The 16893-nt window shown below is 71.8% G+C and carries 17 protein-coding genes; 7 read left to right on the forward strand and 10 right to left on the reverse strand.

Going from position 1 to position 16893, the window contains the following annotated elements:
• Positions 1-1182 carry a PucR family transcriptional regulator gene (locus HD597_RS54770; RefSeq protein ID WP_253756041.1) on the forward strand — a complete coding sequence of 394 codons (1182 nt, stop codon included), beginning with the start codon at positions 1-3 and terminating at the stop codon, positions 1180-1182.
• On the opposite strand, the gene HD597_RS54775 is transcribed toward HD597_RS54770, so the two are convergent.
• Positions 1171-1599 (reverse strand): PPOX class F420-dependent oxidoreductase, encoded by a 429-nt coding sequence (locus HD597_RS54775; RefSeq protein ID WP_253756043.1) that lies wholly within the window; start codon positions 1597-1599, stop codon positions 1171-1173. The genes HD597_RS54770 and HD597_RS54775 overlap by 12 nt on opposite strands.
• A 79-nt stretch (positions 1600-1678) precedes the next feature.
• Between HD597_RS54775 and HD597_RS54780 the strand changes: the two genes are divergently transcribed.
• Positions 1679-2611: a nucleoside hydrolase gene (locus HD597_RS54780; protein ID WP_253756045.1), complete on the forward strand. Its 933-nt coding sequence runs from the start codon at positions 1679-1681 to the stop codon at positions 2609-2611.
• Positions 2612-2639: 28 nt separating this feature from the next.
• Entirely contained in the window at positions 2640-4301 is a 1662-nt protein-coding gene (locus tag HD597_RS54785) for an alpha-amylase family protein (protein ID WP_253756047.1), read from the forward strand.
• Here HD597_RS54785 and HD597_RS54790 read toward each other — a convergent pair.
• Positions 4288-4896 carry a TetR/AcrR family transcriptional regulator gene (locus HD597_RS54790; RefSeq protein ID WP_253756049.1) on the reverse strand — a complete coding sequence of 203 codons (609 nt, stop codon included), beginning with the start codon at positions 4894-4896 and terminating at the stop codon, positions 4288-4290. The genes HD597_RS54785 and HD597_RS54790 overlap by 14 nt on opposite strands.
• A gap of 64 nt (positions 4897-4960) precedes the next feature.
• Between HD597_RS54790 and HD597_RS54795 the strand changes: the two genes are divergently transcribed.
• From HD597_RS54795 to HD597_RS54805, 3 genes are read left to right on the forward strand one after another with little or no spacing between them, the layout of a single operon-like run.
• The gene (locus tag HD597_RS54795; RefSeq protein WP_253756051.1) at positions 4961-5686 is read left to right on the forward strand and encodes an SDR family NAD(P)-dependent oxidoreductase; all 726 of its coding nucleotides are present in this window, start codon (positions 4961-4963) and stop codon (positions 5684-5686) included.
• Positions 5687-5697: 11 nt separating this feature from the next.
• Complete coding sequence (locus HD597_RS54800) at positions 5698-6456, forward strand: alpha/beta fold hydrolase (protein WP_253756053.1); 759 nt, start codon at positions 5698-5700, stop codon at positions 6454-6456.
• Between the two features lie 35 nt (positions 6457-6491).
• A complete protein-coding gene (locus tag HD597_RS54805) occupies positions 6492-8246 on the forward strand; it encodes a bifunctional metallophosphatase/5'-nucleotidase (protein ID WP_253756055.1) in 1755 nt (584 codons plus the stop codon).
• Positions 8247-8252: 6 nt separating this feature from the next.
• Here HD597_RS54805 and HD597_RS54810 read toward each other — a convergent pair whose 3' ends face one another.
• From HD597_RS54810 to HD597_RS54825, 4 genes are all read right to left on the reverse strand, one after another.
• Complete coding sequence (locus tag HD597_RS54810; protein WP_253756057.1) at positions 8253-8993, reverse strand: cytochrome d ubiquinol oxidase subunit II; 741 nt, start codon at positions 8991-8993, stop codon at positions 8253-8255.
• Positions 8994-9005: 12 nt separating this feature from the next.
• Complete coding sequence (locus HD597_RS54815; RefSeq protein ID WP_253756059.1) at positions 9006-10256, reverse strand: cytochrome ubiquinol oxidase subunit I; 1251 nt, start codon at positions 10254-10256, stop codon at positions 9006-9008.
• 97 nt (positions 10257-10353) lie between these two features.
• Positions 10354-11022 (reverse strand): response regulator transcription factor, encoded by a 669-nt coding sequence (locus tag HD597_RS54820; protein WP_253756061.1) that lies wholly within the window; start codon positions 11020-11022, stop codon positions 10354-10356.
• Positions 11019-12149 (reverse strand): sensor histidine kinase, encoded by a 1131-nt coding sequence (locus tag HD597_RS54825; protein ID WP_253756063.1) that lies wholly within the window; start codon positions 12147-12149, stop codon positions 11019-11021. Before HD597_RS54825 ends, HD597_RS54820 begins: the two co-directional genes overlap by 4 nt.
• Before the next feature lie 81 nt (positions 12150-12230).
• Between HD597_RS54825 and HD597_RS54830 the strand changes: the two genes are divergently transcribed.
• Positions 12231-12455 (forward strand): hypothetical protein, encoded by a 225-nt coding sequence (locus HD597_RS54830; protein ID WP_253756065.1) that lies wholly within the window; start codon positions 12231-12233, stop codon positions 12453-12455.
• A gap of 18 nt (positions 12456-12473) precedes the next feature.
• Here HD597_RS54830 and HD597_RS54835 read toward each other — a convergent pair whose 3' ends face one another.
• The 4 genes from HD597_RS54835 to HD597_RS54850 all read right to left on the reverse strand — a co-directional run bounded on the left by HD597_RS54835 (position 12474) and on the right by HD597_RS54850 (position 16879).
• Positions 12474-13379 carry a fatty acid desaturase family protein gene (locus HD597_RS54835; RefSeq protein WP_253756067.1) on the reverse strand — a complete coding sequence of 302 codons (906 nt, stop codon included), beginning with the start codon at positions 13377-13379 and terminating at the stop codon, positions 12474-12476.
• Positions 13380-13590: 211 nt separating this feature from the next.
• A complete protein-coding gene (locus tag HD597_RS54840; protein ID WP_253756069.1) occupies positions 13591-13767 on the reverse strand; it encodes a hypothetical protein in 177 nt (58 codons plus the stop codon).
• Positions 13749-13919: a hypothetical protein gene (locus HD597_RS54845; protein WP_253756071.1), complete on the reverse strand. Its 171-nt coding sequence runs from the start codon at positions 13917-13919 to the stop codon at positions 13749-13751. Before HD597_RS54845 ends, HD597_RS54840 begins: the two co-directional genes overlap by 19 nt.
• Positions 13916-16879, reverse strand: coding sequence for an AfsR/SARP family transcriptional regulator (locus HD597_RS54850; RefSeq protein ID WP_253756073.1), 2964 nt, complete (start codon positions 16877-16879; stop codon positions 13916-13918). The genes HD597_RS54845 and HD597_RS54850 overlap by 4 nt, the downstream gene beginning before the upstream one ends.
• Positions 16880-16893: the final 14 nt, after the last annotated feature.

Genomic DNA, 16893 nt, shown 5'->3' on the forward strand with positions numbered 1-16893 from the left:
ATGGCGATCAAGAGTGACATCAGCGAAAGCCGTACACCCGCGGACATCGTGAAAACGCTCAGGTCGGGCATCGGTCCGGTCTCCGAAGAGGTGATCGAGGAGATCCAGGCCCGCATCCCCGAGTACGCCCGGCCATCGGACGAGATCTACATCAAGGTCGTGCGCATGGCGGTCGAGCAGGCCATCGAAGGCTTCCTCGACCGCATCGAGAGCCCGGACGCCCCGTGGGACCCGGAGCCGTTCCGCATGATCGGCAAGGGTGAGGCTGCGGAGGGCCGCAACCTGGAGCCGCTGCAGGCCGCGATGCGGCTCGGCGCCCGGGTCGGCTGGCGGCGGCTGACCGAGCTGGCCGGCCCGCTCGGCCTGTCTCCCCAATCCCTGTACGACCTGGGCGAGACCATCTTCGTCTACCTCGACCAGCTCGCCGACGCCGCCGCCGAGGGCTTCGAGGAGGCCAGGGCGCACGCCGCGGGGGAGATGGAGCGCCGCCGGGGCCGCCTGCTCGACCTGCTGCTCAGCCGGCCGCCCGCCAGCCCCGACGCCATCGCCGACCTGGCCAAGGCCGCCGCCTGGCGGCTGCCCAGGACGGTCGCCTGCGTGGCGCTCGACGACCAGCACGGCGCCTGCCGGATGCCGCCGCTGCCGCCCGACGTGCTCACCGGGCCAGGGCGGGCGCTGCCGTGCCTGCTCGTGCCCGACCCGGCGGGCCCCGGCCAGGCGCAGGCGCTGGAGCACGCCCTGCGCGGCCACCGCGCGGCCATCGGCCCGGCCGTGCCGCTCGCCGCCGCCGCGACGTCGCTGCGGTGGGCCGGCGAGGCGCTGGATCTGTCCCGGCGCGGCGTGCTGCCCCGCGGGCTGCTGCGGTGCGAGGACCACCTGGCCACGTTGGTGGTGTTCAAGGACGAGGAGCTGGTCAGCGCGCTGGCCGAGGTGCGGCTCGCGCCCCTGGCCCACCTGCGCCCCAACCAGCAGGACCGGCTGGCGGAGACGCTGCTGGCGTGGCTGCGGCACGGCCGCGGCGCCGGCGAGGTGGCCGCCAAGCTGCACGTGCACCCGCAGACGGTGCGCTACCGGCTGCGGCAGCTGGAAGAGCTGTACGGCGACCAGCTCGCCGACCCGGACATCCGGTTCGAGCTGGAGATCGCGCTACGGGCCAGGCAGGCGGTCATGTCAGGGCGTTGAGCGCGGCTGGTGCTCGGTGCGGCGGGACTCGTACCAGGTGTCGCCGACCGGCTCGCCGGACAGGTTCCAGCTCCACGAGACGGTCGGCGTGATGCGGGAGTAGACGCCGGGCCCGACCAGGCCGGCCCACTCCACCGGCCCGTCGGCCACGCCGTACACGCGCACGCCCCGGGCGACGAACGGCTCGAACGACACCATGTCGTCCACGACCAGCGCCACCTTGGCCTCGCCCGGGCCGATGTTGCGGAACTTCCTGGTGCGCAGCACCTGCTCGCCGGCGCCGCCGATCCAGAAGTGCGCGCCGTCGAACTCGAACGCCACCGGCACCACGTCCGGCTGCCCGTCGCCGGACAGCGTGGCCAGGCGGGCGAGCGGCTGAGAGCGCAGGTAGGCGATCTCCTCGTCGGTGAACGACATGCTGTTCTCCTTCTCCGGCATGGAGTCTTTCCCCCTGAACGAACGGGAACCGCCCGGATCGACTCTGTAGCATGGCCCGATGCCGACACCGGTGATCCTCGACTGCGACCCCGGCCACGACGACGCCTTCGCCATCTGGCTGGCGGCCGGCGACCCGGAGATCGACCTGCGCGCCATCACCACCGTCGGCGGCAACGGCAAGTTGGCCCACACCACCTACAACGCCAGGGTGGTGGCCGGGCTGGCCGGCATCACCGGGGTGCCGATCGCGCCCGGCGCCGACAGCCCCATGGTGCGGCTGCTGTCGCCCGCCGTCGGGATCCACGGCGACAACGCGCTCGGCGGCCCCGAGCTGCCGCCGCCTGCCGTGGAGGCCGATCCGCGCACCGCCGTCGAGCTGATCAGGGACACCCTCGACGCCGCCGGAGAGCCGGTGACGATCGTCGCCACCGGGCCGCTGACGAACATCGCGATGTTCGCGCGGACGTACCCGGACCGGCTCCCCCGGATCGGGGACGTCGTGTGGATGGGCGGGTCCACGGGGCGGGGCAACATCACCCCGTACGCGGAGTTCAACTGCTGGACCGACCCCGAGGCCGCGTCGATCGTGCTCGGCTCCGGCGTGCCGTTCACCATGATCGGCCTGAACGTCACCCACCAGGTCCTCGTCACGCCCGAGGTGATGGCCAGGATCGGCGCCGTCGGCAACCGGACGGCCGCCTTCGGCGTGGAGCTGCTCAGCTACTTCAACTCCACCTACGAGACCGACCAGGGCATGCCGGAAGGGCCGCTGCACGACCCCGTGGCGGTGGCGCTGGTGGCCAGGCCGGGGCTGGTCACGACCGTGCGCACCAGGCTCGACATCGAGCTGCGCGGCACCGAGACCGCCGGCGCGACCAGCGTGGACCTGCTCGGCAAGCTGGGGCGCGAGCCCAACGCGCACGTGGCCACCGGCGTGGACGTCGAGGCGTTCTGGGACCTGATCGAAGCCGCCGTCCGCACCCTGTCATGAGCGCCCTCGCCCGGGGTAGCGGGAACGGATGCGACTGACGTACACCTCCGACGTCTGGTGGAAGAACGCCGTGGTCTACTGTCTGGACGTCGAGACGTTCAAGGACGGCAACGGCGACGGCGTGGGCGACTTCCGCGGCCTGACGCAGCAGATCGACTATCTCGCGGGGCTCGGCGTGACCTGCCTGTGGCTCATGCCGTTCTTCCCCACCCCCAACAAGGACGACGGCTACGACATCACCGACTTCTACTCCATCGACCCGCGGCTGGGGACGCTGGGCGACTTCGTGGAGTTCATGCGGACCGCCCACGACCGGGGCCTGCGGGTCATCGCCGACCTGGTCGTCAACCACACCTCCGACCAGCACCCGTGGTTCGTGGAGGCCCGGTCGAGCCGGGACTCGGCCCGCCGCGACTGGTACGTCTGGTCCGACAGGCCGGAGCCGGACAACCCCGAGCAGATCGTCTTCCCCGACAAGGAGAACAGCGTATGGGAGTACGACGAGGGCTCGGGCCAGTACTACCTGCACAGCTTCTACCGGCACCAGCCGGACCTGAACGTGGGCAATCCCGAGGTCAGGGACGAGATCACGCGCATACTCGGGTTCTGGATGGAGCTCGGGCTGTCGGGGTTCAGGGTGGACGCGGTGCCGTTCCTCATCGAGAACGTCAATCCGCGGCTGGCGAACCCGCACGAGTTCCTGGCGGATCTGCGGGCGTTCATGACGCGGCGCAAGGGCGGGTCGATCCTGCTCGGCGAGGTGAACGTGCCGTACAAGGAGTTAATTGCGTATTTCGGTGACGGGCTGGGCGACCAGATCACCATGTGCTTCGACTTCATCGGCATGCAGAAGGCCTGGCTGTCGATGGCCCGCAACGACGCCACGCCCCTGGTCGACGCCCTGCGCGAGCGCCCGAAGCCGCCCAAGGACTGCCAGTGGGCGATGTTCCTGCGCAACCACGACGAGCTGACCCTCGACAAGCTCACGGAGGAGGAGCGGGAGGAGGTCTTCCGCGCGTTCGGGCCGGAGAAGGAGATGCAGATCTTCGGGCGGGGGCTGCGCCGACGCTTGCCGACGATGCTCGGCGGCGACCTGCGGCGCGTCAAGATGGCCTACAGCCTGCTGTTCTCGCTGCCCGGCACCCCCGTGATCTTCTACGGCGAGGAGATCGGGATGGGGGAGAACCTGGAGGAGGAGGGCCGCCTGGCGGTCCGCGTCCCGATGCAGTGGTCGGAGGACGGCGGCTTCAGTCAGGCCGAGCCGGTCCGCGAGATCCCCGGGGGCTCCTTCGCTCCCGACCGGGTGAACGTGGCCGACCAGAAGCGGGACACCGGCTCGCTGCTGCGCTGGTTCCAGCTCCTGATCGAGCGCTACCGGGAGTGCCCCGAGCTGGCGTGGGGCGAGTACACCGTGCTGGACACCGGGCATCCGGCGGTCTTCGCGCACCGCTGCGACGCCGACGGGGCCACGGTGGTGGTCGCGCACAACCTCTGCGACACGGCGCAGGACGTGGAGCTGCGGCTGGACGGGCTGGAGCGCTGCCTGCTCACGGATCTGCTGGTGGACGGGACGCTGGAGGTGTCGGAGCAGGGTGTGGCGCGGGTGCCGCTGGACCCGCACGGCTGCCGCTGGCTGCGTGCCTCGCCCCCGGAGATCCCCCCGGAGGACGCCTCGGTCAAGTCGTTGTGACGGCCTCACCGGCGGCTGGCCAGGCGGACATGGCGAGGGTGGCGATGGCGAGCAGGTCCTCGTAGGAGGCACCGTCACGCGACTGCGTGGACATGCCCTGGACCGTCGCGGCGTAGAAGGCGGCCAGCCCCGCCGTGTCCGTGCCGGCGGGCAGCCGCCCGGCCGCCATGTCGCCGTCGATGCGCGCCTTGAACGCCGCCTTGGCCTCCGTCCTGAACCGCCGGAGCAGCTCCTCGACCTCGGCCGATTCCGGCCCGCAGTTCACGGCGGCGGTGATGACCATGCAGCCGCCCGGATGCTCGGTGCTCGCGTACTCGGCCGCCGCCTCCCGCAGCACCCGCTCGATCGCGCCCCGCCCGGTGGGCTCCTCGGCCAGCGCGCGGGTGGTGAAGGCGCCGTAGGTCTCCTGGTAGCGCCGCACGGCCTCCTCGAACAGCCGCCGCTTGTCGCCGAAGGCCGCGTACAGGCTGGGCGGCCTGATGCCCATGGCGGCGGTCAGCTCCGCGATCGAGGTCGCCTCGTAACCGTGCCGCCAGAACGCGAGCAGCGCGCTCTCCAGCGCCGCCTCCCTGTCGAACTCCCGTCGCCTCGCCATGCCCTCATTCTATAGCGATCGCTATGCTATCGTTCTGTATCGATCGCTAAAGAAAGGTGGGGCGATGAGGACTGCCCTCGTCACGGGTGCGAGCAGGGGGATCGGCCGCGCCGTCGCGCTGCGGCTGGCCAAGGACGGGTTCCGCGTGATCGTGAACTACGCCGGGGACGGCGTAGCCGCCCAGGAGGTCGTGGACACGATCGGCGCGAACGCGGTCGCGCTGCGGGCCGACCTCGGCGTGCCGGAGGAGGTCACCGCGCTCGCGCAGCGGGTCCGGGCCGAGACGGACGTGCTCGACGTGCTGGTCAACAACGCCGGGATCGGCCTGTCCCAGCCGATCGGGGAGGTGACGCGGGCCGGTTTCTCCCGCGTGTTCGCGGTCAACGTCGAGGGCCTGTTCTTCCTCACCCAGCAGGTGCTGCCGCTCATCCCCGACGGCGGCAGGATCGTCAACGTCACCTCGGGCGCGACCCGCATCGCCTTCCCCGAGGGCATCGCGTACGCGATGAGCAAGGGCGCGGTGCAGACCTTCACCCTGGCCCTGGCCAAGGAGCTGGGCCCGCGCGGCATCACGGTCAACAACGTCGCCCCCGGCATCATCGACACCGACACCAACGCCGGCTGGCTGCGCGGCGACCCCGGGGCTCGGGCGTACGCGGCGAGCAGGCACGCGGTCAACCGCGTCGGCCAGGCGGAGGAGATCGCCGACGTGGTCGCCTTCGCCGCCTCACCCCAGGCCGGCTTCGTCACCGGCACCACGATCGACGCCACCGGCGGCGGGAACCTCTGAGGAGTCAGGACATGCCCACGGTCATCCACGACGGCGGCGCCGTCCACTACGCGAAGGCGGGCACCGGCCCCGGGCTCGTGATGGTGCACGGCACCGGCGGCGACGCCGTCACCAACTACGCCCACCTCGTCCCCGGCCTCGCCGATGTGCGCACGGTCATCACCCCCGACTACGCCGGCAGCGGCCAGACCTTCGACCCCGGGGGCGACCTCACGCTCGACCTGCTCGCCGGCCAGGTGGCCGCCGCGTTCGAGGAGCCGTCCGACCTGGTCGGGTTCTCGCTGGGCGCCGCCGTCGCCGCCAAGGTCGCCGCCGAGCGGCCCGAGCTGGTCAGGCGGCTGGTGCTGATCGCCGGCTGGACGCACCTGGCGGACTCGCGGCTGGAGCTGGGCCTGCGCACGTGGGCGCGGCTGGCAGCCACCGACCCCGAGAGCCACGCCGCGTACGGGCCGCTCGTGGGCTTCAGCCCGGGTTTCGTGAGCTCGGTGGGCGCCAAGGCGCTGATGGCGGGCGAGCCGCCCCGCGGCACGCTGCGCCAGATCGAGCTGGACCTGCGCGTGGACATCAGGGACCTGCTGCCGAGGATCACCGCGCCCACCCTGGTCATCGGCAACACCCAGGACTACCTGGTCCCCGTGGAGCACGCCCGCGCGCTGCACGCGGCCATCCCCGGCAGCCGGTACGCCGAGCTGGACAGCGGCCACGTCGTCCTGCACGAGCGCCCGGAGGAAGTCACAGCGCTCATCAAGGAGTTCATCACCCGCTCGTAACCATTGAGTGATTTGTCCTGGTTACTCTCCGCACCATGCAGACCATGAAGCTCGCCCTCGCCGGGGCCGCCGCCACCAGCGTGCTGGCCCTGGTGGCACTCCCCGCGCAGGCCGTCGCACCGGCGAAAACGGTCACGGTCACTGTCATGGGCACGTCCGACCTCCACAGCAACGCCCTCAACTGGGACTACTTCAAGGACACCGCCTACTCCGACAGCCAGGGCAACCACGTCGGCCTGGCGAAGGTGTCCTCGCTGGTCAACCGGATCAGGGCCGAGCGCGGAGCGGAGCGCACGCTGCTGTTCGACTCGGGTGACACGATCCAGGGCACGCCGCTGGCGTACTACTACGCCAAGGTCGAGCCGATCACCGAGAGCGGCGAGACCCACCCGATGGCCAAGGCCATGAACGCCATCGGGTACGACGCCGTGACGCTGGGCAACCACGAGTTCAACTACGGTCTGCCGCTGCTGGCCACCTGGATCGACCAGATGAAGGCGCCCGTGCTCGGCGCCAACGCCGTCCACGACAGATCGGGGCTGCCGGCGTACAAGCCGTTCGTGATCAAGACCATGAAGGTCAAGGGTGACAAGCCGGTCAAGGTGGGCGTGCTCGGCCTGACCAACCCGGGCGTGGCCATCTGGGACAAGGCCAACGTCGAGGGCAGGCTGCGCTTCACCGACCTGGTCGAGTCGGCCAGGAAGTGGGTGCCGGTCATCCGCGGCCTCGGCGCGGACGTGGTCGTCGTGACCGCCCACGCGGGCGACAACGGCATGTCCTCCTACGGGGGCGACCTGCCGGTCGAGAACGCCTCGGCGATGGTGGCCGAGCAGGTGCCGGGCATCGACGCGGTGCTGTTCGGGCACGCGCACAACGAGGTCGCCCAGCGGTTCGTGACGAACAAGACCACCGGGAAGCAGGTGCTGCTGACCGAGCCGGGCAAGTGGGGCCAGCGCCTGTCGCGGCTGGACTTCCAGCTCACCAAGCAGCGCGGCAAGTGGGTGGTCACCGGCAAGTCGTCCACCACGCTCAACACCAACACGCTGCCCGAGGACCCGAAGATCGTGGCGCTGCTCAAGCCGCAGCACGACACCACGGTCGGCTACGTGAACAAGGTCGTGGCCAGGTCGGCGCAGCAGCTCTCGGCGGCCGAGTCGCCGTACAAGGACACGCCGATCCTCGACTACATCCAGCACGTGCAGATCGAGACGGTCAAGCAGGCGCTGCCGGACAACACGCTGCCGGTGCTGTCGATCGCCGCGCCGTTCAGCCGCAGCGCCGTCTTCCCCGCCGGCGACGTCCGGGTCAGGGACGTGGCCGGCCTGTACGTCTACGACAACACGCTGATGGCGGTCAAGCTGACCGGCGCGCAGCTCAAGGACTACCTGGAGTACTCCGCCAGGTACTTCAACCAGCTCGCGCCCGGCGCCCCGGTCGACGTCACCAAGCTGACCAACGCGAACAACACCCCCGACTACAACTACGACCAGCTCGCCGGCGTCTCCTACGACCTCGACGTGGCCAAGCCGGCCGGCCAGCGCGTCGCGAACCTCGCCTACGAAGGCGCGCCGATCCCGGCCGAGAAGGAGTTCCTGGTCGCGATCAACAACTACCGCCAGTCGGGCGGCGGCGGCTTCCCGCACGTGAGCACCGCCCCCGTGCTCTACAACGCGCAGGTGGAGATCCGGCAGGCGCTGATCGAGTACGCCACCGCCCAGGGCACCATCGACCCGGCCGGCTTCGCCGCCGCCAACTGGAAGCTGACCAGGGACGGAGCGCCGCTCTTCTAGAGGGTTCTAGAGGTAGGACGGGCCGCTCACCCGGTGCCTGAACGTCCACCACACCCACGCCTGGGCGGCCACCAGGAACGGGATCAGGGTCAGGACGACGGGCACCAGCAGCGGCCCCGACGTGCCGGGCTCCAGCGGCAGCCGGAGCCCGGCCAGCACCCCGACGACCACCAGCACCACCGAGGTCAGCGCGTACGTGCGCGCCTCCCCGGCCCCGCCCGCCAGCACCGCCGCCCGCGTCCGCAGCGTCCCGCGCAGCCGCAGCGCCGCGAACGTCAGCCCGTGCGTGCCGAACAGCGCGGCCAGCACCAGCGCGGGCAGCACCGCCACCGGCCCCTCGATGCCGAGCAGCACGTGGGACAGCAGCGCGCCCCAGCTCAGCGCCAGCCCCCAGCTCCCGGCCACGATCGCACCGTCCCAGAACGCCTGCCAGCGCGCCCCCGGCACGCGCCCGCGCAGCCACAGCCCCATGTCGCGCACGACCCAGGCCAGCAGCAGCGTCACCACCACCGTGTGGTTGCCGTGCAGCAGCTCGCCCTCCAGCCGGGGGAACAGCCCGGCCAGCACGCCCGCCGTGGCCACCAGCCACACCTCGTTGCCCAGGAAGAACGGCGCGATCGCGGCGATCACCTCGCGCCGCTCGCCCGCCGACCTGCCCAGGTACGGCAGCGCCATGCCGACCCCGATGTCGGCGCCGGCCAGCACGAGGTACCCGATGGCGAAGAAGCCCAGAATGAAGATCTCCATGACAAGCGTCCCCTAGAACGAAGGAGCAGGAACGGGGGCGTCGACCGGCCGGTCGCCCAGCGCCACCGCATCGGGCCCGCGCCGCGCGTGCCTGGCCAGCAGCCAGTAGTTGACGGCGATCAGGAGCGCGAACACCGTGACGAACGCGGTCAGCGAGAAGACCATCTGCCCCTCGGTCACCGGCGACATGGCGTCGGACGTCTTCAGCAGCCCGTACACGGCCCACGGCTGGCGTCCCATCTCGCGGAACATCCAGCCGGCCAGCATGGTGACGAACGGGACCGGGATCATCAGTGTCAGCAGCCGGTGCCACACCCTGAACCCGCGCACCACGGGCCGGATCAGCATGAGCAGGAAGCTCGGCGCGGCCACGAACAGCATGATCGCGAACAGCGCCATCATCGTGATACCGCTGGTCTGCACCGCCCCCACGGGCGGCAGGTAGTCGCCGGGACCGAGCCTGGCCACCATCTCGGCCTGCGCGGCGGCCAGCCGTTCGGGGTCGTTCACCCACGCCGCGACCTTCGCGGGCTGCAGGGTCTCGAACCCGATCCCGCCGAACGTCGCCGTGAGGAGCAGGGCGGGCAGCGCCACGCCGATCCCGATCCGCAGCGACTTGCGGAACAGGTCCTGCTCGGCGGTGCGCCTGCCCAGGTGGTACGCGCTCACCCCGGCCATGAAGAACCCACCGACGATCATCGCTCCGAACAGCACGTGCCAGAACGCCACCTGCGCCGCCGGATTGGCCACCATGGCCCCGAAGTCCGTCAGCCGCAGCCGGCCGCCCTCCAGCACGTGCCCGACCGGGTTCTGCAGGAAGCCGTTGGCGACCATGATCCAGAACGCCGACGCGTACGCGGTCAGCGTCACCACCCAGATCAGCGCCAGGTGCGCCCACCGGTTCAGCTTGTTCCAGCCGAAGATCCACAGGCCCAGGAACGTGGACTCGACGAAGAACGCCACCAGCGTCTCGATGGCCAGCGCCGAGCCGAACACGTCGCCCGCGTACTCGGTCAGCCCGCTCCACGACAGCCCGAGCTGGAACTCCATCACGAGCCCGGTCACGATGCCCATCGCGTAGTTGATGATGTAGAGCTGGCCCCAGAACCGCGTCATCCGCAGGTGCACGGGGTCGCCGCTGAAGGTGGCGCGCGTCTGGACGACGGCGACCAGCGTCGCCAGCCCGAGCGTCAACGCCACGAACAGGAAGTGCGCGCCCGCCGTGAGCGCGAACTGCAGGCGGGCGAGGTCCACGATGTCCATACCGCAGACCCTCCCGGTACGGTCACCCCCGCCGCGTCATGCCGGGGCGGGCACCCGCCTTACATCCCGGGTCGCACGAGGGCGGCGGACGTACGACTCAGGGAGTAAGCCAGCCCGGCGTGATCATGCCGGCCTCGTACGCGATGACCACGAGCTGGGCCCTGTCGCGCACCCGCAGCTTGGTCATGATCCGGCTGACGTGCGTCTTCGCCGTCGCGGGGCTGAGCACGAGGCGGGCCGCGATCTCGTCGTTGGACAGGCCGGCGGCCACCAGCGTCATGACCTCGCGCTCGCGCTCGGTGAGCGCGTTCAGCTCGGGGCCCGGCTCCGGCCGCTTGACCCGGCCGGCGAACTCGGCGATCAGCCGCCGCGTGATCGAGGGCGCGATCAGCGCGTCGCCCCTGGCCACGACCCGGACGGCGTGGATCAGCTCGGCCGGCTCGGTGTCCTTGACCAGGAAGCCGCCCGCGCCCGCCCGCAGCGCGCCGTAGACGTAGTCGTCGAGGTCGAACGTGGTCAGGATGATCACCTTGACGTCGCCGAGCGCCGGGTCGCCCGCGATGCGGCGGGTGGCCTCCAGGCCGTCGAGCTCGGGCATGCGGATGTCCATGAGCACCACGTCGGGCCGGTGCTCGCGGGCCCCGGCGATCGCCTCGGCGCCGTTGGCGGCCTCGGCCACGACCTCGATGTCGTCCTCGTCGCTGAGGATGGACCGGAACCCGGCCCGTACCAGGGTCTGGTCGTCGGCGAGCAGTACGCGGATCATCGAGCCCCGTTCGTCGGCTGGGTCAGTGGCAGGCGGGCGGTGACGCGGAAGCCGCCCTCGGGGCGGGGGCCGGCCTCCAGGGTCCCGCCGAGCGCGGTCGCGCGCTCGCGCATGCCCTGGATCCCGAAGCCGCTGCCCCCGTCGTACGTGGTGCCGGGCCCGTCGTCCTGCACGGTGATGATGACATGTCCGGCCTCGTTGGTGATCGCGAGGGTGGCGTGCTCCGTGCCCGAGTGACGGGAGACGTTCGTCAGCGCCTCCCTGACGATGCGGGTGGCGGCCAGGTCGACCTCGGTCGGCAGGGCGTCGAGGGGGCCCGACAGCTCCGTCCGCACCTTCAACCCTGAGGCCGCGACCAGCTCGTCCACCCGGGCCAGGCTGTCGGCGGGGGCGACCGGCGCGTCCTCGTCCACCTGGCGCAGCACGCCGAGGGTGGTCCGCAGCTCGCGCAGCGTCTCCTTGCTGGTGTCCTTGATGGTCCGCAGCGCCGCCTCGGCGTCCTCCGGCCGCTTCCTGATCCCGTGCAACGCCGCGGACGCCTGCACGTTGATCATGGAGATGTTGTGCCCGAGCACGTCGTGCAACTCCCTGGCGATGCGCAGCCGCTCCTCGCTGGCCCGCCGCCTGGCCTCCTCCTCCTTGGTCAGCAGGGCGTCGAGCGCGTGCCGGCGGGCCTCCGACAGGTACGCGCGGCGGTTGCGGGTGACCCCGCCGAACGCGATGGAGGCGACCACCCATCCCGTGATCGAGACGAACGTGGTGTTGTCCACGTGCCTGATGCCGCCGGTCTCGCCGAACCCCATGGCCAGCAGCGCCGCCGCGCCCGTGGCGACGGCGGCGGTGAGATGGCCGCGGTCGGCCGCCGTGTACAGGACGACGAACAACATCACGATGAGCGGCCCGTCGGCTCCCGCGTACGGGTAGTAGGCGGCCACCGAGACCGCCACGACGACCAGCGCCGCGACCGGGTAGCGCTCCCGCGCCAGCAGCGCGGCGCAGGCGATCACCGGCAGCACGAAGTCCAGCACGTTCAGCCGGCCGGAGCCGTCGAAGGCGAAGAGGGACCCTGCCAGCACGGCGGCGATGGTCACGATCGACACGATCGTGCTGGGAGAGGGCCTGCGCATGCCCTCATTCTGTACGTTCGCGCACGCGCCCCGTCGACAGGCCCCGGTGATCGCGGCGGCAGTTCTGGGTAGAGCCGTTGAATGAGCACAAGGGACGAACTCCGGCGGGTCGAAGAGGACCTGACCCGGTTGCGAGCCGAGAACCAGGACGTGCGCGACCAGATCCGCGACATGGGCGCGACCGACCAGATCGAGATCTCGGCGATGATCAGCCAGGCGGACGAGCAGGTCGAGCTGATCGCCGGGCTCGAACGCCGCCGCGACCGGCTGATCCAGCGGCTCGAGGAGGAGGAGGGCGCCCGGTGAGGGGCGCCCATGAGCGGGTCAGCGGCGAAGGGGGGCGCCGACCTCGTGCAGGTGGCTCAGCGCCTGCCCGTACGACTCGATGAGACCGGTCTGGAGATAGTCGACGCCGATCTCCCCGCAGTAGCGCTCCACGATGGGCTGCGCCTTGCGCAGGTTCGGAGCAGGCATGTTGGGGAACAGATGGTGCTCGATCTGGTAGTTGAGCTGGCCGAGCGCCACGTCGGTGAACAGGTTGCCGCGCACGTTGCGTGAGGTGAGTACCTGCTTGCGGAGGAAGTCCAGCTTGTCCTCCTTGGTGAGCACGGGCATGCCCTTGTGGTTCGGCGCGAACGTGCAGCCGAGATAGACCCCGAACAGCCCCTGGTGCACGGCGAGGAACAGCAGCGCCTTGCCGAAGGGCAGCACGGTGAAGACCACCCCGAAGTACAGCACGAAGTGGACGATCAGCAGCGTCAGCTCCACGTTGCGCCGCTTGGCCGTGGGCTGGAACAGCGCCTTGAAGCTGGCGATGTGCAGGTGCCAGCCCTCCAGCGTGAGCAGCGGAAAGAACCAGTAGGCCTGGTACTTCGCGATGAAGCGGGGCAGGCCGGCGCTCCGGACGGCCTGGTCCTGGGACCAGACGATCACCGCCGGTGAGACGTCGGGGTCATGGTCCTCGTGGTTGGGGTTGGCGTGGTGCTTGTTGTGCTTGGTGTTCCACCAGCCCCAGCCGAGACCGATGCCGAAATTTCCGATGATCAGGCCCACGACGTCGCTGGGCCGCCGCGTCCTGAAGACCTGCCGGTGCCCGAGGTCGTGGGCGAGGAAGCCCAGCTGCGCGAAGATCACGGCCATCGCGACCGCGACGAGGAGTTGCCACCAGGAGTCCCCCACCCAGACGAACAGGGCCCAGCCGCCGGCGTACACGACGGCCGCGATGCTCATCCGGATGGCGTAATAAAAGGGACGCCGGTCGAGGAGGCCGGCGTCCGCTATGCGATGGGCTAGTCGGGCGAAGTCACTGCCTCGAGTGTCGATGGTGCCAGGACTGGCCACTGCTCTCCTTACCTCACGGTGCAAGTTGCCCTAACCATCGCGCATCCGCCGTCAAACCGGAAGCGCGTAGCGTGGCGGTGTGATCTACGTCAACACGCCTCTAACCTCTGTGATCCGTGAGGCAGTGGCCGCGACCTGGGGCGTAGAAGGGGCGGGCGAGCGCCTGCACGGCGGGGAAGAATCCGCTGCCTGCCGCCTCCACGGCCACGTGCTCAGGATCGGCCCTGAAGGGCGTGCCGTGGACGAGCAGGAGTGGTGTCACACGATCGCCCGGCATGCCGCCGCCACCCTTCCCGAAGCCCTCGCCCCGCTGCCCACCCCGGAGGGGACGACCGTGGTCGTGGTGGCGGGCCGCCCGATCTCCTGCTGGCCGTACGTCGAGCCTACCTGGCCCGACTCCGGCCTGCCCGCCCAGCGCGCGCCGATCATCCGCCGCCCGCGGCCGGGAGCCGTTCCAGCGCGTGCTTCTCGGGGTCGGTGATCGTCGCGCCGCGGGACAGCGCCGCGTGGCAGGCCCCGGCCCCCAGGGCCCGCGCGCACCGGTCCACCAGGCCGTTGACGTGGGGGTCGGCGGACACGCCGATGCCGCGCAGCGCCCGCGCGGCTCCCAGCAGCTCCGCCGCGGGCAGCGGCGCCAGGTGCTCGGCCACCCCCTCCAGCACGCTCGCCCGCACGGTCCTGTCGGAGCACCCGGCCATCAACTCCAGCGCCCCGCGCAGCGGCCCGACCGGCTCAAGGCTCACCCGGGCCAGCTCCACCCGCAGCAGCGCCCCGAACTGCGCGGTCGTCTCGACCCCGAGCGCCATGGCCCGCTCCAGCAGCCGCGCGGCCTCGCCCGGGTCCCCGCCGCGCCGGGCCAGCTCGGCCCTGGCGTGCAGCACCCTGGCGATCATGTCCTGGTCCCGCGACCGCACGGCGGCCGCCCACGCCCGGTCCAGCGCCCGCGCCGCCCCCGCACGATCTCCGGCCCGCCCCTTGAGCTGCCCGAGCCGCAGCAGGAACGTCATCGGCCCCAGCGGCGTCTCCAGCCCGGACAACTCGGCGGCCAGCCGCTCCGGCTCCTCACCGAGCGCCACGGCGGCGGCGAAGTCGCCCCGGTTCTCCGCGACCAGCGACAGCCAGTAGAGCGCCGTCCACTGCCCCCACCGGTCTCCGGTCTCGCGGAACCCGGCCAGCGCCGGCTCCAGCAGGTCCTCCGCCCCCGCCACCGCCCCGTACTCGAACCGCGAGACGCCCGCCGCCAGCAGCGCCGCCGACCGCGTCCACCCGTCGGGATGGTCGCGCAGCCGCGCCAGCGCCCGCTCGGCCAGCTCCACCACCTCGCCGGGCGGCGCCAGGCCGCTGCCCAGCATGTACGCGTTCAGCGCGGCCGGATGGTCGCTCTCGCGCAGCGCCCGGCTCACCCCGCCACCCGTGAGCGCCACACAGAGCCCGTACGCCACCTCCCGCCCGCGCCGCCCCACCCCCTGCCCGGGAGGCGCCGTCCCGCCCTCGCCCACCCTGGCCAGCACCGCCGCCGCCTGCTCGCCCATCTCCCGCCACTGCCCGCGCACGATCCACGGCCAGAAGCGCGGCAGGATGAGCCTGAGCGGGTCGTCGGTGCGGCGCAGCGCCGCGTCCAGGTTGTCCCGCTCGGCGTCCAGCACCGCCAGCCATTCGAGCTGCGCCCCGGTCCGCAGGTGCGGATCCGCGGTCTCGGCCAGCCCGGTGTAGTAGCGGGCGTGCTCCCGGCACAGCTCGGGCAGGTCGGCGGCGGCGTACTGCCTGATGGTCTCCAGCATCGTGTAGCGGTCGCCGGAGACCGCGATGAGCGACTTGTCCACCAGCGAGGAGAGCAGGTCCAGGTCCCCGCCGCAGACCCGGGAGACGGCCTCGTACGTGGCGCCGCCCGAGAAGACCGTGAGGCCGCGCAGCAGCTCCCGCTCGCGCTCGGACAGCAGGTTCCAGCTCCAGTCGATGACGGCGCGCAGCGTGCGGTGCCGCGGCTCCGAGGTGCGCCCGCCGCGGAAGGCCAGCCGGTCGCCGAGCTGCTCGACCAGCACCGACATCGGCATCGTCCGCAGGCGCGCGGCGGCCAGCTCGATGGCCAGCGGGATGCCGTCGAGCTCGCGGCAGATCCGCTCCGCCTCCGCCCGCGTCACCACCAGGTCGGGCCTGGCCGCGGCGGCACGATCGGCGAACAGCTCACCGGCCGGCCCCGCCGGCAGCGGCAGCACCTGGTGCAGGCGCTCTCCGGGGACGTCCAGCGGCTCCCGGCTCGTGGCCAGGATCCGCAGGCCCGCGACCTCGGACAGCAGCCACCGCGCCACCCGGGCCGCCTCCTCGATCACGTGCTCGCAGTTGTCCAGCACGATCAGGGGCGCGGTGCCGCGCAGCGCCGCCACGAGATCGGTGGCCTTGAGCACGCCCTCCACCGCCGCCCGCACGCTCGCGGCGGAGGCCAGCTCGACCAGCCATACCCCGTCGCGCACGGCCAGCCCCGCCGCCACCTCCACGGCGAGCCGCGTCTTGCCCGCGCCGCCGGGGCCGACGAGCGTGACCAGCCTGGCGCCCGCCAGCGCCGTGCCGACCCGCTCGACGTCCTCGGCGCGGCCCACGAAGCTCGTCAACCGGGCGGGCAGGTTGCTCCTGGGCGCCTCCGGCTCCGCGTCGCGCAGCGCCTCCAGGTGGGCGCGCCGCAGCTCCGGCCCCGGGTCAGCGCCCAGCTCCGTCGCCAGCGCGGTCCTGATCCGCTCGAAGAGCGCGAGCGCCTCGGCCCGCCGCCCCTGCGCGACCAGAGCCCGCACGAGCAGCGCGTGGAACGGCTCGCGCAGGGGATGCACCGCGACCAGCCCCTCCAACTCCGCCACCACCCCGGCAACACTGTGCCCGGCCCCGAGCCCCAGCCCACCCGGACTGTGGCCATCGGAACTCTGACCATGCGAGCCGTGGCCGTTCGGGGTCTGGTCGAGATCCGCCGCGATGCGCGTGGCCAGCGCCGTGAGCCGCAGCTCTTCGAGCCGCGCCGCGGGCCCCGCCGCGAAGGGCAGCCCGGCCGCGTCCGCCAGCGCGGGCCCGCGCCACAACGCCAGCCCCGCCCGTACGTCCCCGTCGAGCACCAGCCGCTCGAACGCCCAGGCGTCCACCTCACCAGGCGGCACGGCGAGCACGTAACCGGCGGGATGCGAGGAGATCAGCCCGGACGCCTGCCTGCGCGCCCGCGACACGAGCGACTGCAGCGCCGCCATCGGATGCGCGGGCGCGTCATCCGGCCACAGGTCCTCGATCAGCCGGTCGGCGGTGACCACCCGCCCGGGGTCGAGTGCCAGCCGCACCAGCAACGCGCGCACCCGAGCGCCGCCGACCTCGCTCCCCGCCACCCGCAACGGCCCCAGAATCCCGACCCGCATCCACCCTCCACGAC

The sequence above is a fragment of the Nonomuraea thailandensis genome (assembly GCF_024172165.1).
Lineage (GTDB): Bacteria > Actinomycetota > Actinomycetes > Streptosporangiales > Streptosporangiaceae > Nonomuraea > Nonomuraea thailandensis.

What these genes read in the sequence shown, in the direction of transcription:
- HD597_RS54815 (WP_253756059.1), bottom strand. Translation starts at nt 10,256, where the DNA reads ATGGACATCGTGGACCTCGCCCGCCTGCAGTTCGCGCTCACGGCGGGC.
- HD597_RS54830 (WP_253756065.1), top strand. Translation starts at nt 12,231, where the DNA reads ATGAGCACAAGGGACGAACTCCGGCGGGTCGAAGAGGACCTGACCCGG.
- HD597_RS54795 (WP_253756051.1), top strand. Translation starts at nt 4,961, where the DNA reads ATGAGGACTGCCCTCGTCACGGGTGCGAGCAGGGGGATCGGCCGCGCC.
- HD597_RS54770 (WP_253756041.1), top strand. Translation starts at nt 1, where the DNA reads ATGGCGATCAAGAGTGACATCAGCGAAAGCCGTACACCCGCGGACATC.
- HD597_RS54835 (WP_253756067.1), bottom strand. Translation starts at nt 13,379, where the DNA reads ATGAGCATCGCGGCCGTCGTGTACGCCGGCGGCTGGGCCCTGTTCGTC.
- HD597_RS54785 (WP_253756047.1), top strand. Translation starts at nt 2,640, where the DNA reads ATGCGACTGACGTACACCTCCGACGTCTGGTGGAAGAACGCCGTGGTC.
- HD597_RS54840 (WP_253756069.1), bottom strand. Translation starts at nt 13,767, where the DNA reads ATGCCGGGCGATCGTGTGACACCACTCCTGCTCGTCCACGGCACGCCC.
- HD597_RS54825 (WP_253756063.1), bottom strand. Translation starts at nt 12,149, where the DNA reads ATGCGCAGGCCCTCTCCCAGCACGATCGTGTCGATCGTGACCATCGCC.
- HD597_RS54850 (WP_253756073.1), bottom strand. Translation starts at nt 16,879, where the DNA reads ATGCGGGTCGGGATTCTGGGGCCGTTGCGGGTGGCGGGGAGCGAGGTC.
- HD597_RS54845 (WP_253756071.1), bottom strand. Translation starts at nt 13,919, where the DNA reads ATGATCGGCGCGCGCTGGGCGGGCAGGCCGGAGTCGGGCCAGGTAGGC.
- HD597_RS54810 (WP_253756057.1), bottom strand. Translation starts at nt 8,993, where the DNA reads ATGGAGATCTTCATTCTGGGCTTCTTCGCCATCGGGTACCTCGTGCTG.
- HD597_RS54790 (WP_253756049.1), bottom strand. Translation starts at nt 4,896, where the DNA reads ATGGCGAGGCGACGGGAGTTCGACAGGGAGGCGGCGCTGGAGAGCGCG.
- HD597_RS54805 (WP_253756055.1), top strand. Translation starts at nt 6,492, where the DNA reads ATGCAGACCATGAAGCTCGCCCTCGCCGGGGCCGCCGCCACCAGCGTG.
- HD597_RS54775 (WP_253756043.1), bottom strand. Translation starts at nt 1,599, where the DNA reads ATGTCGTTCACCGACGAGGAGATCGCCTACCTGCGCTCTCAGCCGCTC.
- HD597_RS54800 (WP_253756053.1), top strand. Translation starts at nt 5,698, where the DNA reads ATGCCCACGGTCATCCACGACGGCGGCGCCGTCCACTACGCGAAGGCG.
- HD597_RS54780 (WP_253756045.1), top strand. Translation starts at nt 1,679, where the DNA reads ATGCCGACACCGGTGATCCTCGACTGCGACCCCGGCCACGACGACGCC.
- HD597_RS54820 (WP_253756061.1), bottom strand. Translation starts at nt 11,022, where the DNA reads ATGATCCGCGTACTGCTCGCCGACGACCAGACCCTGGTACGGGCCGGG.